Raw genomic sequence first — 13,795 nt, forward strand, 5'->3', positions numbered from 1 at the left:
CACCTTCCGTACGAGGGGTGGTGACGAGACTCTCCCGTGGCGGCGACCTGCGGGTCAATGGTGACGGCAATGAATTTCAGAAACTTGCTGCAAGTTTTTTCAGATACTGGGCAGACTGGCGCACGGGTGTCGGCCGTCGCCGGCCCGCACGCCCGCGGGAACGCACGCGCGGCATGCCCGGCCGGGCCGGGCCCCGGCGGCGACGGACGCCCCGGGGCCGGCCGGCGGGGCGGCGAACGGCCCGCCGCCCCGCGACGCGTCAGTGCGCGGCGCTCTCCCAGTTGGGGCCGACGCCGACCGAGACGTCCAGCGGGGCCCGCAGCGGGTAGGCGCCGGCCATCTGCTCGCGGACGATCGCCTCGACCTGCCCGCGCTCGCCGGGCGCCAGCTCCAGGACGATTTCGTCGTGCACCTGGAGCAGCATCCGGGAGGTCAGCCCCGCCGCCCTCAGCGCGTCGTCCACCTTCAGCATGGCGATCTTGACGATGTCGGCGGCCGACCCCTGGATCGGGGCGTTGAGGGCCATCCGCTCGGCCATCTCGCGGCGCTGGCGGTTGTCGCTGTTGAGGTCGGGCAGGTGCCGGCGGCGGCCGAGCAGCGTCTGGGTGTAACCGGTGGCGCGGGCCTCCTCCACCACCCGCTGCAGGTAGTCGCGGACGCCGCCGAAGCGCTCGAAGTAGGTGTCCATCAGACCCTGCGCCTCGCCGGGCTTGATCCCGAGCTGCTGGGACAGGCCGTAGGCGGAGAGCCCGTAGGCGAGGCCGTACGACATCGCCTTGATCTTGCGCCGCATCTCGGCGTCGACCGCGGCCGGCTCCACCGAGAAGACCTGGGAGGCGACCGTGGTGTGCAGGTCCTCGCCGCCGGCGAACGCCTCCAGCAGGGCCTCGTCCTCGGAGAGGTGCGCCATGATGCGCAGCTCGATCTGGGAGTAGTCGGCCGTCAGCAGCGACTCGTACCCCTCGCCGACCACGAAGGCGCGGCGGATCGCGCGGCCCTCCTCGGTGCGGACGGGGATGTTCTGCAGGTTCGGGTCCTGCGAGGAGAGCCGGCCGGTGGCGGCGACCATCTGGTTGAAGGTGGTGTGGATCCGGCCCTGCGGCGAGACCGTCTTGAGCAGGCCCTCGACGGTGGTGCGCAACTTGGCCTGGTCGCGGTGGCGGAGCAGGATGACCGGCAGCTCGTTGTCCGTCTGGGTGGCGAGCCAGCCGAGGGCGTCGGCGTCGGTGGTGTAGCCGGTCTTGATCTTCTTGGTCTTGGGCAGCGCCAGTTCGCCGAAGAGGATCTCCTGGAGCTGCTTGGGCGAACCGAGGTTGAACTCGTGCCCGGCGGCGGCGTGCGCCTCCTCCACCACCCGCTGGATCTCGGCGGCGAACTGCGACTCCAGGCCGGTCAGCCAGGCCCGGTCGGCGGCGATGCCGGTGCGCTCCATCCGGGCCAGCAGGGCCGCGATCGGGAGCTCCATGTCCCGCAGCAGCTCGGTCGCGCCGGCCTCGGCGAGGCGCGGGCCGAACAGGGCGGCGAGGTCGAGGACGGTACGGGCCTGGACCATCAGCGCGCGGGCGCCGGCCGTGGCGTCCTCCTCCGGCGCGTCGAAGCTGAGCTGGCCGGACTCGGCGGCGGCGGCCGGGGCCAGCGAGCGGGAGAGGTACTCCTCGGCCAGCACCTCCAGGGTGAAGGTGCGCCGGCCCGGCTTCTCCAGGTAGGCGGCCAGGGCGGTGTCGGCGACCACGCCGGCGACCTCCCAGCCCTGTTCGGCGAAGGCCCGCATCACCTGCTTGGCGATGTGCAGGGCCTTGGGGCGCCGCGGGTCGGCCAGCCAGGCGGCGAACGCCCGGTCGTCCTCCTCGCCGAGCGTCGCCGGGTCGAACCAGGCGGCGGCCTCGCCGGCGGCGAGCGCGACCTCCTGGACGCTGCCCTCGCCCAGGCCCCACCGGTAGACGGCGGCCAGCGCGACCGGGTCCGCGGTGCCCGCGGCGTGCTCGGCGAGCCAGCCGGCCAGCTCGCCGGGCCCGGTGAGCAGGTCGCCGTCCACCTCGATGCCCGGGGCGACCTCGGCCTCGGCGGCCTCCTGCTCCGCGCCGGGGTCGATGCCGAAGATCCGGTCGCGGAAGTTGCTGTTGCGGAACTCCAGCGACTCCATCAGCTGGCCGACGGCCTCGCGGTCGAAGGCGGTGCGCTGCAGGTCGGCGACGGTGAGCGGGAGTTCGACGTCGCGGACCAGCTCGGTGAGCACGCGGTTGCGCTTGACCGAGTCGAGGTGCTCGCGCAGCTTCTCGCCGATCTTGCCCTTGACCTGGTCGGCGTTGGCGATCAACTCGTCGAAGGAGCCGAACTGGTTGACCCACTTCGCGGCCGTCTTCTCGCCGACGCCGGGGATGCCGGGCAGGTTGTCCGACGGGTCCCCGCGCAGGGCGGCGAGGTCCGGGTACTGGGTGGGCGTGACGCCGTACTTCTCGGCGACCTTCTCGGGGGTGTAGCGGGTGAGCTCGGAGACGCCCTTGGTCGGGTAGAGCACGGTGACGCGCTCGCTGACCAGCTGGAGCGAGTCGCGGTCGCCGGTGACGATGTCGACGTCGAAGCCCTCGGCCGCGGCGGCGGTGGCGAGGGTGGCGATGATGTCGTCGGCCTCGAAGTTCTCGACCGTCATCCGGGGGACGTTCATCGCGTCGAGCAGCTCGCCGATCAGGCCGACCTGGCCCTTGAACTCGTCCGGCGTCTTGGCCCGGTTCGCCTTGTAGTCGGGGAACTCGGCCGAGCGGAAGGTCTGCCGGGAGAGGTCGAAGGCCACCGCGAGGTGGGTCGGCCGCTCGTCGCGCACGGTGTTGGCGAGCATCGAGGCGAAGCCGTACACCGCGTTCGTGGGCTGGCCGGTGGAGGTGTTGAAGTTCTCCACGGGCAGCGCGTAGAAGGCCCGGTAGGCCATCGAATGCCCGTCGAGCAGCATCAGCCGGGGCCGCCGGCCGGCCTCGCCGCCACCCGTCGCGCCCTTACCCGTACTCTGCGTAGCCACGTCAACGTCCCGTTCCTGCCGATTCCACTGCCGGTCACCGATCCTATGGCCCGGCGCCGACATCGGACGCGAGGGCGAGGGCGGCCGCGGGGCGCCGCGCCACCCGCCGACGCGACCACTACTCCCGGGTAGCGCGGTCGTACGATCACAGCAGCACGATGACGTGACCCCTGACCGGCAGGAGCTCCCATGACCGACGCGGCCCCCACCGACGCGGCCCCCGTCCTGGACGTCCCGCAGGACGTCCTGGACCACTTCGCCAAGCTCGGCGTCGACCCCTCCACCTTCTCCGGCGGCCACCTCGGCGACCGGCTCGGCATCAAGGTCGTCGAGGCCTCCGGGGACCGCGTGGTCGGCACCATGCCGGTCGAGGGCAACCAGCAGCCGTACGGGCTGCTGCACGGCGGCGCCTCGGCCGCGCTGGCCGAGACGCTGGGTTCGATCGGCGCGATGCTGCACGCCGGGCCGGGCCGCTACGCGGTCGGCGTGGACCTGAACGCCACCCACCACCGCTCGGCCACCTCCGGGCTGGTCACCGGCGTGGCCACGGCGGTCTTCAAGGGGCGGACGGCCGCGACCTACGAGATCGCGATCACCGACGACACCGGCCGGCGGATCACCAGCTGCCGGCTGACCTGCATGCTGCGCGACCTGTAGACCGGTACCACCGGGATCATCCGCCCTCCTGTTCGACCGAGGTGTTTGACAACTGCCCCGCCTGGGCAGGCCCTTGGTCCAGACAGGGGGGCGGCGGCATGTCCGGCACAGGGCCCGAGCACGGTGCGGCGCGCCGACGTGCCCCGGGCCGCCCGGCGGCCGGCCCCGCGGGTCCGCGCGAGGCGGGCACCGGGCCCGCCGACGGATCCGCACCGGGCCGCCCGCACCGGCATCCGGACACCCGGACACCGGCGCGTCCGCCCAGCGGATCGCCGCGACCGCGCCACACCCTGACGAAGCGTCACTCCCGCGGGTCACCCGCCGCGCGGCCGGGCGCGGCCGCCGCGCCGGGCCGACCGGCGCCCACGGCGACCGGCCACACCCCGCGGCGGCCCGCACCGACCGCTGCGGACGGGGAGACCGGGCCGATACGGACGCCGCGCACCCTCGCCCCGCGGCAACCGGCCGCGGCCGTCGGCGCGCCTGCGTACGAGATCACCGACGTCCGGCGGCCGGATCCGGGGCACCCGCCGACTCCCGCCGGCGCCCCGCCGGCGCGGCCGGCGGCGATCCGGCCGGATTCGACCCCACCGCGGGAGGGCGCCCGGGGCCGGGAGGTCCGCCGGGTGGACGCCGACGGCCCCGCAGCACCTGCGGACGCGGGGATTCCGCCGTTTGATGTAACGCTGCGTAACACGGGAGCAATGCAGACGTCTCGACGGGAGCTCGCCCCCCGGCGTACCGCCGACCCTAGCGAAAACCTGCGCCCGAGCCACCCGCTGTCCGATATCCGGACATCAGCGCCCGGGCCGATAATCCCGGACGGTGATGTCCGGTAAACGAACACACCAGCAGTCACCTGCACTTCTGGGCCTTACATCCGACCGCGGTCCGAGATACCCCCGGGTAGCACCGGCTCGACCCGGCAACAACTGCCACATCCTGAGACAGGAACCGGCAGGGCTCATAACAAGAGAATCACAGCCTGCCCACACCCCTCCACGAGGCGCCCACGGGCATCTAGAGTCACGGCCAGTCACCGCGCCACCTGATTGGGCCTGAGCCCCAGCGCGCGACCCGGCACCCGCCACCTCTGGCGCCGTGCTTCCTGACAGAAGGGGACCCTCGTGCGTCATCGTTCAGCGCTTGTCGTGAGCATCGCCGTCATCGGAGCGCTCAGCCTCTCCGCCTGCGGCTCCCGCGACGAGAAGAAGGCCGGCGACACCGCCGGCGGTGGCTCCGTCACCGTCACCATCGGCGTGGACGCCCCGCTCACCGGCGACCTCTCCGCCCTCGGCCTCGGGATCAAGAACTCCGTCGACCTCGCCATCAAGCAGGCCAACGACAAGAACGAGGTCCCCGGCGTCAAGTTCCAGATCAAGGCCCTCGACGACACGGCCAAGCCGGCCCCCGGCCAGCAGAACGCCACCCAGCTCGTCGCCGACAACTCGGTGATCGGCGTCGTCGGCCCGCTCAACTCCAGCGTCGCCCAGTCGATGCAGCAGATCTTCAACGACGCCAACCTCGTCGAGATCTCCCCCGCCAACACCGGCGTCGCCCTCACCCAGGGCGAGAAGTGGGCCACCGGCACCAAGGCCCGCCCCTTCAAGTCCTACTTCCGCACCGCCACCACCGACGCCGTGCAGGGCCCGTTCGCCGCCCAGTACCTCTTCAAGGACGCGAAGAAGACCAAGGTCTTCCTCATCGACGACCAGAAGACCTACGGCGCCGGCCTCGCCGCCACCTTCAAGGGCGAGTACACCAAGCTCGGCGGCACCATCGTCGGCGAGGAGCACGTCAACCCCGACGACCGCGACTTCAGCGCCATCGCCACCAAGGTCAAGGCCTCCGGCGCCGAGGCCGTCTACTACGGCGGCGAGTACCCCGCCGCCGGCCCGCTCTCCCTCCAGCTGAAGGACGCCGGCGCCAACATCCCGCTCATGGGCGGCGACGGCATCCAGAGCGGCGACTTCATCAAGCTCAACCCGAAGAGCCAGGGCGACCTCGCCACCGCCGTCGGCCTGCCCGTCGAGGCGCTCCCGACCGCCGCGAAGTTCATCGCCGACTACAAGGCAGCCGGCTACAAGGACGCCTACGAGACCTACGGCGGCTACTCCTACGACAGCGCCTGGGCCATCATCCAGGGCGTCAAGGCCGTCGTCTCGGCCAACGGCGGCAAGCTCCCGGAGAAGCCCCGCGAGAAGGTCGTCGAGGCCGTCCAGAAGATCTCCTTCGACGGCGTGACCGGCAAGGTCTCCTTCGACGAGTACGGCGACACCACCAACAAGCAGCTCACCGTCTACGCCGTCAAGGACGGCAAGTGGGCCGTGGAGAAGTCCGGCACCTTCAGCGGCTGACCCACACCAGCCGCCAGTACCAACTGAACCACCCGCGCGGGGGCGCCACGAGTGCCCCCGCGCGCGCCCACATCCACCACCCACGCGGACAACGCACAACGGAGGCCCAGCGGTGCACGATCTACCGCAACAGCTGGCCAACGGCCTGATCCTCGGCGCCCTCTACGGACTCGTCGCGATCGGCTACACGATGGTCTACGGCATCGTCCAGCTCATCAACTTCGCCCACGGCGAGATCTTCATGGTCGGCGGCTTCGGCGCCCTGACCGCCTACCTCGCCCTGCCCGGCGGCACCACCCTCTGGCTTGCCGTACCCCTCATGCTGATCGCCGGCATCCTGGTCTCCACCCTGGTCGCCGTCGGCGCCGAGCGCTTCGCCTACCGGCCACTGCGCAACGCGCCCCGCCTCGCACCGCTGATCACCGCGATCGGCCTCTCGATCGTCCTCCAGCAGCTCGTCTTCTCGTTCTACCCCGACGCCAAGAAGGCCCGGGTCTTCCCGAAGATCCCCGGCGACCCCTTCGACGTCCTCGGCGTCACCGTGCAGCGCAGCGACCTCTTCCTGATCATCGCCGCCCCCATCTGCATGCTCATCCTCGGCTGGTTCGTCGCCCGCACCCGCTCCGGGCGCGCCATGCAGGCCACCAGCCAGGACCCCGACACCGCCAAGCTCATGGGCATCGACACCGACCGCGTCATCACCATGGCCTTCGCCATCGGCGCCGCCTTCGCCGCCGTCGGCGCCGTCGCCTACGGCCTGCGCACCGGCCAGGTCGACTTCCGGATGGGCTTCATCCTCGGCCTCAAGGCCTTCACCGCGGCCGTCCTCGGCGGCATCGGCAACATCTACGGCGCCATGCTCGGCGGCCTCGCCCTCGGCCTCGCCGAAGGCCTCGCCACCGCCTACATCCAGCACATCCCCGGCATGCACCTCTTCGGTGGCGGCGCCTGGAAGGACGTCTGGGCCTTCGTACTCCTCATCGTCGTCCTCCTCGTCAGGCCCCAAGGGCTGCTCGGCGAGCGCGTCGCGGACAGGGCGTGACCACCATGACCACCGAAACCACCCCGGTCATCCCCGTACCGGAGCGCGCCGCCCGGGTCTTCACCGCCCTCGCCGCCCTCGCCACCGCCGGCACCGCCCTCACCGCCTGGACCTGGACCGCCGACTTCCCCGGCGACCTGACGTACTACGGCTCTCCCGCCGGCCTCCAGTGGCTCACCCTCACCGGCGGCCTCGTCACCCTCGTCCTCACCCTCGCCCGGTACGGCATCCCCGGCCTGCGCTGGACCAGTCCCGCCGGCGGCAACAACGCCATCCTGTTCGCCGCCCTCGGCACCGCCGCCGTCAGCTGGTTCTCCGTCATCGCCATCGCCGCCCACCTCGGCGGCCTCGCCAACCTCGAACCCGGCGGCTGGCTCGCCGCCCTCACCTCCCTGCTCGCCGTCACCGGCGCCCTCGGCCTCCCGCTCGACCGCAGGACCGCCGACAGCCTCGACAAGCCCAACTACTGGTGGCTGCTCGCCGGCGTCGTCGGCTACGCCGTCTACCACCTCACCACCCGCACCCTGCGCCTCGCCAAGGTGGAGCGCAAGCTCGCCCCGGCCCGCGAACTGCCCTCCTGGGTCGAGGTGCTGCTGATCATCGCCGCCTTCGCCGTCGGCCTGTTCGCGATCACCTTCGGCATCGACACCGAGTACGGCGAGCTCTTCACCGGCTACCTCATCCTGGCCGGCTTCACCGTCACGGCCCTCGCCAAGTCCGGCCTGCTCGACCGGCTGCGCGCCCTCACCGTCAAGCACCGCCCGGTCGCCACCGGCGCCGCCTTCGCCGCCGCAGCCGGCTTCCCGTTCACCCAGACCAGCGACCAGTACACCTCCGTCGCGGCGAACATCCTCATCTTCGCCACCGTCGCCCTGGGCCTGAACATCGTCGTCGGCCTCGCCGGCCTGCTCGACCTCGGCTACGTCGCCTTCCTCGGCGTCGGCGCCTACGCCGCCGCCCTGGTCTCCGGCTCCCCCGCCTCGCCCATCCACGTCGCCTTCCCATTCTGGGCGGCCGCCCTCACCGGCGCCGCGGCGGCCATGGTCTTCGGCGTCCTGATCGGCGCCCCCACCCTGCGGCTGCGCGGCGACTACCTCGCCATCGTCACGCTCGGGTTCGGCGAGATCTTCCGCATCACCATGAACAACCTCAACGGGACCACCGGACCGAACGTCACCAATGGCTCCAACGGCATCCCCCGCATCCCCGACCTGCAGATCCTGGGCTTCGACCTCGGCAAGAAGCACCTCGTCGGCGGCATCGAGCTCGGCCGGTTCTCCAACTACTACCTGCTGATGCTCATCATCACCGCCTTCGTCGTGCTGGTCTTCGCCCGCGTCGGCAACTCCCGCATCGGACGCGCCTGGGTCGCCATCCGCGAGGACGAGACCGCCGCCGAGGCCATGGGCATCAACGGCTTCCGCCTCAAGCTGCTCGCCTTCGCCCTCGGCGCCTGCCTCGCCGGCCTCGCCGGCACCGTCCAGGCCCACGTCAGCTACACGGTCACCCCCGACCAGTACACCTTCGCCGAGGCCCTGCCCCCCAACTCCGCCTTCCTGCTCGCCGCCGTCATCCTCGGCGGCATGGGCACCATCAGCGGACCCCTGGTCGGCGCCACCCTGCTCTTCCTCATCCCCAAGAAGCTCGAATTCCTCTCCAACTACCAGCTGCTCGCCTTCGGCGTCGCGCTCATCATCCTGATGCGCATCCGCCCCGAGGGCCTGATCGCCAACCGGCGCAACAAGCTGGAGTTCCACGAGCCGCTGATCCCCGCGCAGTCCGCACCCGAGGACGCCGTACCTCTCACCAAGGCAGGGGCGTGAACACCGAGATGACCACCACCACCGCCCCGGCCCCCACCGGGACCACCCTCCTCGACGTCCGCGGCGTCACCATGCGCTTCGGCGGCCTCACCGCCGTCAACAACGTCGACCTCACGGTCTCCGAAGGCGAGATCATCGGTCTCATCGGCCCCAACGGCGCCGGCAAGACCACCTTCTTCAACTGCCTCACCGGGCTGTACGTCCCCACCGAGGGAACCGTCAGCTACAAGGGCACCCAACTGCCCCCCAAGCCCCACCGCGTCACCCAGGCCGGCATCGCCCGCACCTTCCAGAACATCCGGCTCTTCGCCAACATGACCGTCCTGGAGAACGTCCTCGTCGGCCGCCACAGCCGCACCAAGGAAGGCCTCTTCTCCGCCATCCTCCGCGGCCCCGGCTACCGCCGCGCCGAGGCCGAGAGCCACGAGCGGGCCATGGAACTCCTGGAGTTCACCGGCCTCGCCAACAAGGCCGACCACCTCGCCCGCAACCTCCCCTACGGCGAACAGCGCAAGCTGGAGATCGCCCGCGCCCTCGCCAGCGACCCGGGCCTGCTCCTCCTCGACGAGCCCACCGCCGGCATGAACCCCCAGGAGACCCGCGCCGCCGAGGAGCTCGTCTTCGCCATCCGCGACCGCGGCATCGCCATCCTGGTCATCGAGCACGACATGCGGTTCATCTTCAACCTCTGCGACCGCACCGCCGTCCTCGTCCAGGGACAGAAGATCGTCGAAGGCGACCGCGAGACCGTCCAGAACGACGAACGCGTCATCACCGCCTACCTCGGAGCACCGCTCGAAGGCACCGGCGCGGCGACAAGCACGGAGGCCGACCAGTGACCGCGCTCCTCGAGGTCCAGAACCTCCGCGTCTCCTACGGCAAGATCGAAGCCGTCAAGGGCATCAGCTTCACCGTCAACCAGGGTGAGGTCACCACCCTCATCGGCACCAACGGCGCCGGCAAGACGACCACGCTGCGCACGCTGTCCGGCCTGCTGCGGCCGACCGCGGGCACGGTCACGTTCGACGGGCAGCCGCTGAACACCGTCCCGGCGCACAAGATCGTCTCGCTCGGCCTGGCCCACTCCCCCGAGGGCCGGCACATCTTCCCCCGGATGACCATCGAGGAGAACCTGCTCCTCGGCGCCTTCCTCCGCAAGGACCAGGCGGGCATCACGGCGGACGTCGAGCGCGCCTACGGCCTCTTCCCGATCCTGGGCGAGCGCCGCAAGCAGGCCGCCGGCACCCTGTCCGGCGGCGAGCAGCAGATGCTCGCCATGGGCCGGGCCCTGATGTCCCAGCCGAAGCTGCTGATGCTCGACGAGCCCTCGATGGGCCTCTCCCCGCTGATGATGCAGAAGATCATGGCGACCATCGTCGAGCTCAAGGCCTCCGGCACCACCATCCTGCTCGTCGAGCAGAACGCCCAGGCGGCGCTCTCGCTCTCCGACCAGGGCTACGTGATGCAGACCGGCCAGATCGTGCTCACCGGCACGGGCGCCGACCTGCTGAACGACGAATCCGTCCGCAAGTCCTACCTCGGCGAGGACTAGCACCCCGGCGGCACGCGAAGGAGGCCCGGTCCAGACGGACCGGGCCTCCTTCGCGTCGCGTGCGCCGGGATCCTCGCGCCGCGCACACCGGGATCACGCCTCGGGGGCGGCCTCCTCGGCCTTCTTCTTGTCCTGCGCGACGCCCTCCTCGATCACGGCCTCCGCAACGGCGGCCATGGTCATCCGGCGGTCCATCGAGGTCTTCTGGATCCAGCGGAAGGCAGCCGGCTCGGTCAGCCCGAACTTCGTCTGCAGCACGCTCTTCGCGCGGTCCACCAGCTTGCGGGTCTCCAGGCGCTGGGTGAGGTCGGCGATCTCCTCCTCCAGCGTCCGCATCTCGGTGTAGCGGGAGACCGCCATCTCGATCGCGGGCACCAGGTCGCTCTTGCTGAACGGCTTCACGATGTACGCCATCGCGCCGGCGTCCCGCGCCCGGTCCACCAGCTCGCGCTGCGAGAACGCCGTCAGCATCAGAACGGGCGCCAGGTGCGCGGCGTGGATCTGCTCGGCGGCCGACAGGCCGTCCAGCACGGGCATCTTGACGTCCAGGATCGCCAGGTCGGGACGGAGCTCCTCGACCAGCTTCAGCGCCGTCGCGCCGTCCCCGGCCTCGCCGACGACGACGTAACCCTCTTCTTCGAGCATCTCCTTCAGGTCGAGGCGGATCAGCGCCTCGTCCTCGGCGATGACAATCCGGGTGATCTGGGACGAATAGGTCTCAAGCGGCTCAGGCTGCTCGTCGGCGGTGCTCACGGGGCTCCTCGGTCCGGCGGGGTGCTGCATGCATGAGCCTACCTAGACGCGGTATGTTTGAGACCCGCGGGATCGAAGGACACCTTTGATTCAGCGATGCCCCGGTAGCCCAGCGGTTAGAGGCAATGGTCTCAAACACCATCCAGCGTGGGTTCGAATCCCACTCGGGGTACTTTTCCTTCGATTCGAAGGAAGGCCAAGCGGGCCAACAGTTGGCGATCTTCATCACTTCGGATGGAGATCGCGGTGTTCGGCCGTCCGACGGCCCCGCGACATGCAGGCTCGGCGCCAAGTACGACATGGCCGCACGGCGGCGAGCAGTCAGCCTGCACGACTCCGGGATGACCTTCAGCCAGGTGAGCCGCGCCACCGGCATCTCCCGCTTCTCCGTCCGCGCCTGGACGACGGACATCACGCCGAGCCCGTCGAAGACCGCCCAATGCCCGGTCCGCGACGGCCAGCCGGTCCCGACCCTGTCGCGACCCGACTACGCCTACCTGCTCGGCCTCTACCTCGGCGACGGCTGCATCAGCGAGGGCCGGCGCGGCGTGCACGCCCTCCGGATAGCCTGCGGCGACGCCTGGCCCGGCCTGATCGAGGCCTGCGCACGGGCCGTCGCCGCCGTGATGCCGCAGAACAAGGTGCAACGGGTCCGGGCCGGTGGCTACACGAGCGTGGTGAGCACGAGCAAGCACTGGCCCTGTCTCTTCCCCCAGCACGGCCCCGGCCCGAAGCACCTGCGCCGGATCGCCCTGGCACCCTGGCAGCAGCGGATCGCCGACGAGCACCCGTGGGAGCTGCTCCGCGGCCTGGTCCACTCCGACGGCTGCCGGATCACCAACTGGACCACCAGGACGGTGGCGGGGTCCCGGAAGCGCTACGAGTACCCGCGCTACTTCTTCACCAACACCTCGACCGACATCATCCGCGTCTTCACCGACACGCTGGACGCCGTCGGCGTCGAGTGGAAGGCGACGAAGCGGGCAGCCGGCGCCGTCAACGTCTCCGTCGCCCGCAGGGCCTCCGTCGCCCTGATGGACGAGCACATCGGGCCCAAGCACTGACCCCGGACGACGACGGCGGCGCGGCCCCCGGGCATCTCGGGGGCCGCGCCGCCGTTACGGCCGGTCGGACGTTCAGTTGTCGAGTTCCCCGACGTGGTGGACCCGGACGAGGTTGGTGGAGCCGGTGAGCCCGGGCGGGGAGCCGGCGGTGATGACGACGATGTCGCCCTTCTGGCAGCGGCCGAGGCCGATCAGGGCGGCGTCGACCTGCTCGACCATCTCGTCCGTGGTGGGGGCGAAGGGGCCGAGGAAGGTCTCGATGCCCCAGGTGAGGGCGAGTTGGCTGCGGACGGCCGGCTCGTAGGTGAAGGCGAGCACGGGGATGGGCGAGCGGTAGCGGGAGAGCCGGCGGGCGGTGTCGCCGCTCTGGGTGAACGCCACCAGGTACTTGGCGTTCAGGAAGTCGCCGATCTCGGCGGCCGCGCGGGCGACGGCGCCGCCCTGGGTACGCGGCTTGTTGCTCGCGGTCAGCGGCGGGAGGCCGGCGGCGATGCCCTCCTCCTCGGAGGCTTCGATGATGCGGGCCATGGTGCGGACGGTCTCGACGGGGTACTTGCCGACCGAGGTCTCGCCGGAGAGCATCACCGCGTCGGTGCCGTCGAGGACGGCGTTGGCGACGTCGGAGGCCTCGGCACGGGTGGGCCGGGAGGCGTTGATCATCGAGTCGAGCATCTGGGTGGCGACGATGACCGGCTTGGCGTTGCGCTTGGCGAGCTTGACGGCGCGCTTCTGGACGAGCGGGACCTGTTCGAGGGGCATCTCCACGCCCAGGTCTCCGCGCGCCACCATGATGCCGTCGAAGGCGTCGACGATGCCGGCGAGGTTCTCGACGGCCTGCGGCTTCTCGATCTTGGCGATGACGGGGAGGTAGCGGCCCTCCTCCTCCATCACCCGGTGGACCTCCTCGATGTCGCTGCCGCTGCGGACGAAGGAGAGGGCGATGAGGTCGGCGCCGGTCCGCAGGGCCCAGCGCAGGTCGTCGACGTCCTTGTCGCTGAGCGCGGGCACGGAGACGGCGACGCCGGGGAGGTTGAGGCCCTTGTGGTCGGAGACCAGGCCGCCCTCGATGACGGTGCAGTGGACCCTGGGGCCGTCGACGCGGGTGACTTCGAGGCAGACCCGGCCGTCGTCGACGAGGATGCGTTCGCCGCGGGAGACGTCGGCGGCGAGGCCCTTGTAGGTGGTGCCGCAGATGTCGCGGCCACCGGCGACGTCCTCGGTGGTGATGGTGAACTCGTCGCCGCGTTCGAGAAGTACGGGACCGTCGGCGAAGGTGTCGAGTCTGATCTTCGGGCCTTGAAGGTCGGCGAGGACGCCGACGCTGCGGCCGCTCTCGTCGGCGGCCTTGCGCACCCGGCGGTAGCGCTCCTCGTGCTCGATCTGGGAGCCGTGGCTCAGGTTGAGTCGGGCGATGTCCATGCCGGCGTCGACCAGGGCCTTGATCTGGTCGTACGAGTCGGTGGCGGGCCCGAGGGTACAGACGATTTTTGCTCGGCGCATACTGCTGAGCGTAGGCATTACCGGTGCGTAACAA

10 protein-coding genes and 1 tRNA gene are annotated in these 13,795 nt (G+C 70.8%); 8 read left to right on the top strand and 3 right to left on the bottom strand.

Going from position 1 to position 13,795, the window contains the following annotated elements; genetic code table 11:
• Nucleotides 1–259: 259 nt before the first annotated feature.
• Entirely contained in the window at nt 260–2,947 is a 2,688-nt protein-coding gene (gene polA, locus ACFTWP_RS14615) for a DNA polymerase I (RefSeq protein ID WP_380264973.1), read from the bottom strand.
• Between the two features lie 255 nt (nt 2,948–3,202).
• Between polA and ACFTWP_RS14620 the strand changes: the two genes are divergently transcribed.
• The 6 genes from ACFTWP_RS14620 (at nt 3,203) to ACFTWP_RS14645 (ending at nt 10,444) form a co-directional block, all read left to right on the top strand.
• Nucleotides 3,203–3,670, top strand: coding sequence for a PaaI family thioesterase (locus ACFTWP_RS14620; RefSeq protein ID WP_380251181.1), 468 nt, complete (start codon nt 3,203–3,205; stop codon nt 3,668–3,670).
• 1,127 nt (nt 3,671–4,797) lie between these two features.
• Complete coding sequence (locus ACFTWP_RS14625) at nt 4,798–6,027, top strand: branched-chain amino acid ABC transporter substrate-binding protein (RefSeq protein ID WP_380264865.1); 1,230 nt, start codon at nt 4,798–4,800, stop codon at nt 6,025–6,027.
• A gap of 112 nt (nt 6,028–6,139) precedes the next feature.
• On the top strand, nt 6,140–7,069 hold the full coding sequence (locus ACFTWP_RS14630; protein ID WP_380264866.1) for a branched-chain amino acid ABC transporter permease: 930 nt from the start codon (nt 6,140–6,142) through the stop codon (nt 7,067–7,069).
• Nucleotides 7,070–7,074: 5 nt separating this feature from the next.
• Nucleotides 7,075–8,892: a branched-chain amino acid ABC transporter permease gene (locus ACFTWP_RS14635; protein ID WP_380264867.1), complete on the top strand. Its 1,818-nt coding sequence runs from the start codon at nt 7,075–7,077 to the stop codon at nt 8,890–8,892.
• An 8-nt stretch (nt 8,893–8,900) separates the two neighbouring features.
• The gene (locus tag ACFTWP_RS14640; RefSeq protein ID WP_380264974.1) at nt 8,901–9,731 is read left to right on the top strand and encodes an ABC transporter ATP-binding protein; all 831 of its coding nucleotides are present in this window, start codon (nt 8,901–8,903) and stop codon (nt 9,729–9,731) included.
• Complete coding sequence (locus ACFTWP_RS14645; protein ID WP_380264868.1) at nt 9,728–10,444, top strand: ABC transporter ATP-binding protein; 717 nt, start codon at nt 9,728–9,730, stop codon at nt 10,442–10,444. The genes ACFTWP_RS14640 and ACFTWP_RS14645 overlap by 4 nt, the downstream gene beginning before the upstream one ends.
• A 93-nt stretch (nt 10,445–10,537) precedes the next feature.
• Here ACFTWP_RS14645 and ACFTWP_RS14650 read toward each other — a convergent pair whose 3' ends face one another.
• Nucleotides 10,538–11,227 carry an ANTAR domain-containing response regulator gene (locus tag ACFTWP_RS14650; protein WP_380264869.1) on the bottom strand — a complete coding sequence of 230 codons (690 nt, stop codon included), beginning with the start codon at nt 11,225–11,227 and terminating at the stop codon, nt 10,538–10,540.
• Nucleotides 11,228–11,295: 68 nt separating this feature from the next.
• On the opposite strand from ACFTWP_RS14650, the gene ACFTWP_RS14655 reads away from it, so the two are divergent.
• Both ACFTWP_RS14655 and ACFTWP_RS14660 read left to right on the top strand, forming a co-directional pair.
• Nucleotides 11,296–11,369, top strand: a tRNA-Leu gene (locus ACFTWP_RS14655).
• A gap of 169 nt (nt 11,370–11,538) precedes the next feature.
• Complete coding sequence (locus tag ACFTWP_RS14660) at nt 11,539–12,261, top strand: transcriptional regulator (RefSeq protein WP_380264870.1); 723 nt, start codon at nt 11,539–11,541, stop codon at nt 12,259–12,261.
• Nucleotides 12,262–12,333: 72 nt separating this feature from the next.
• Here ACFTWP_RS14660 and pyk read toward each other — a convergent pair whose 3' ends face one another.
• Complete coding sequence (gene pyk / locus ACFTWP_RS14665; protein WP_380264871.1) at nt 12,334–13,761, bottom strand: pyruvate kinase; 1,428 nt, start codon at nt 13,759–13,761, stop codon at nt 12,334–12,336.
• Between the last annotated feature and the right edge of the window lie 34 nt (nt 13,762–13,795).

It is taken from the genome of Kitasatospora sp. NPDC057015 (assembly GCF_042673745.1).
Taxonomy (GTDB): domain Bacteria; phylum Actinomycetota; class Actinomycetes; order Streptomycetales; family Streptomycetaceae; genus Kitasatospora.

Bases quoted from the DNA above. Each gene is read 5' to 3' on its own strand.
- polA (WP_380264973.1), bottom strand. From the start codon at position 2,947: ATGCTGCTCGACGGGCATTCGATGGCCTACCGGGCCTTCTACGCGCTG.
- ACFTWP_RS14660 (WP_380264870.1), top strand. From the start codon at position 11,539: ATGACCTTCAGCCAGGTGAGCCGCGCCACCGGCATCTCCCGCTTCTCC.
- ACFTWP_RS14650 (WP_380264869.1), bottom strand. From the start codon at position 11,227: ATGCAGCACCCCGCCGGACCGAGGAGCCCCGTGAGCACCGCCGACGAG.
- ACFTWP_RS14620 (WP_380251181.1), top strand. From the start codon at position 3,203: ATGACCGACGCGGCCCCCACCGACGCGGCCCCCGTCCTGGACGTCCCG.
- ACFTWP_RS14635 (WP_380264867.1), top strand. From the start codon at position 7,075: ATGACCACCGAAACCACCCCGGTCATCCCCGTACCGGAGCGCGCCGCC.
- ACFTWP_RS14640 (WP_380264974.1), top strand. From the start codon at position 8,901: ATGACCACCACCACCGCCCCGGCCCCCACCGGGACCACCCTCCTCGAC.
- pyk (WP_380264871.1), bottom strand. From the start codon at position 13,761: ATGCGCCGAGCAAAAATCGTCTGTACCCTCGGGCCCGCCACCGACTCG.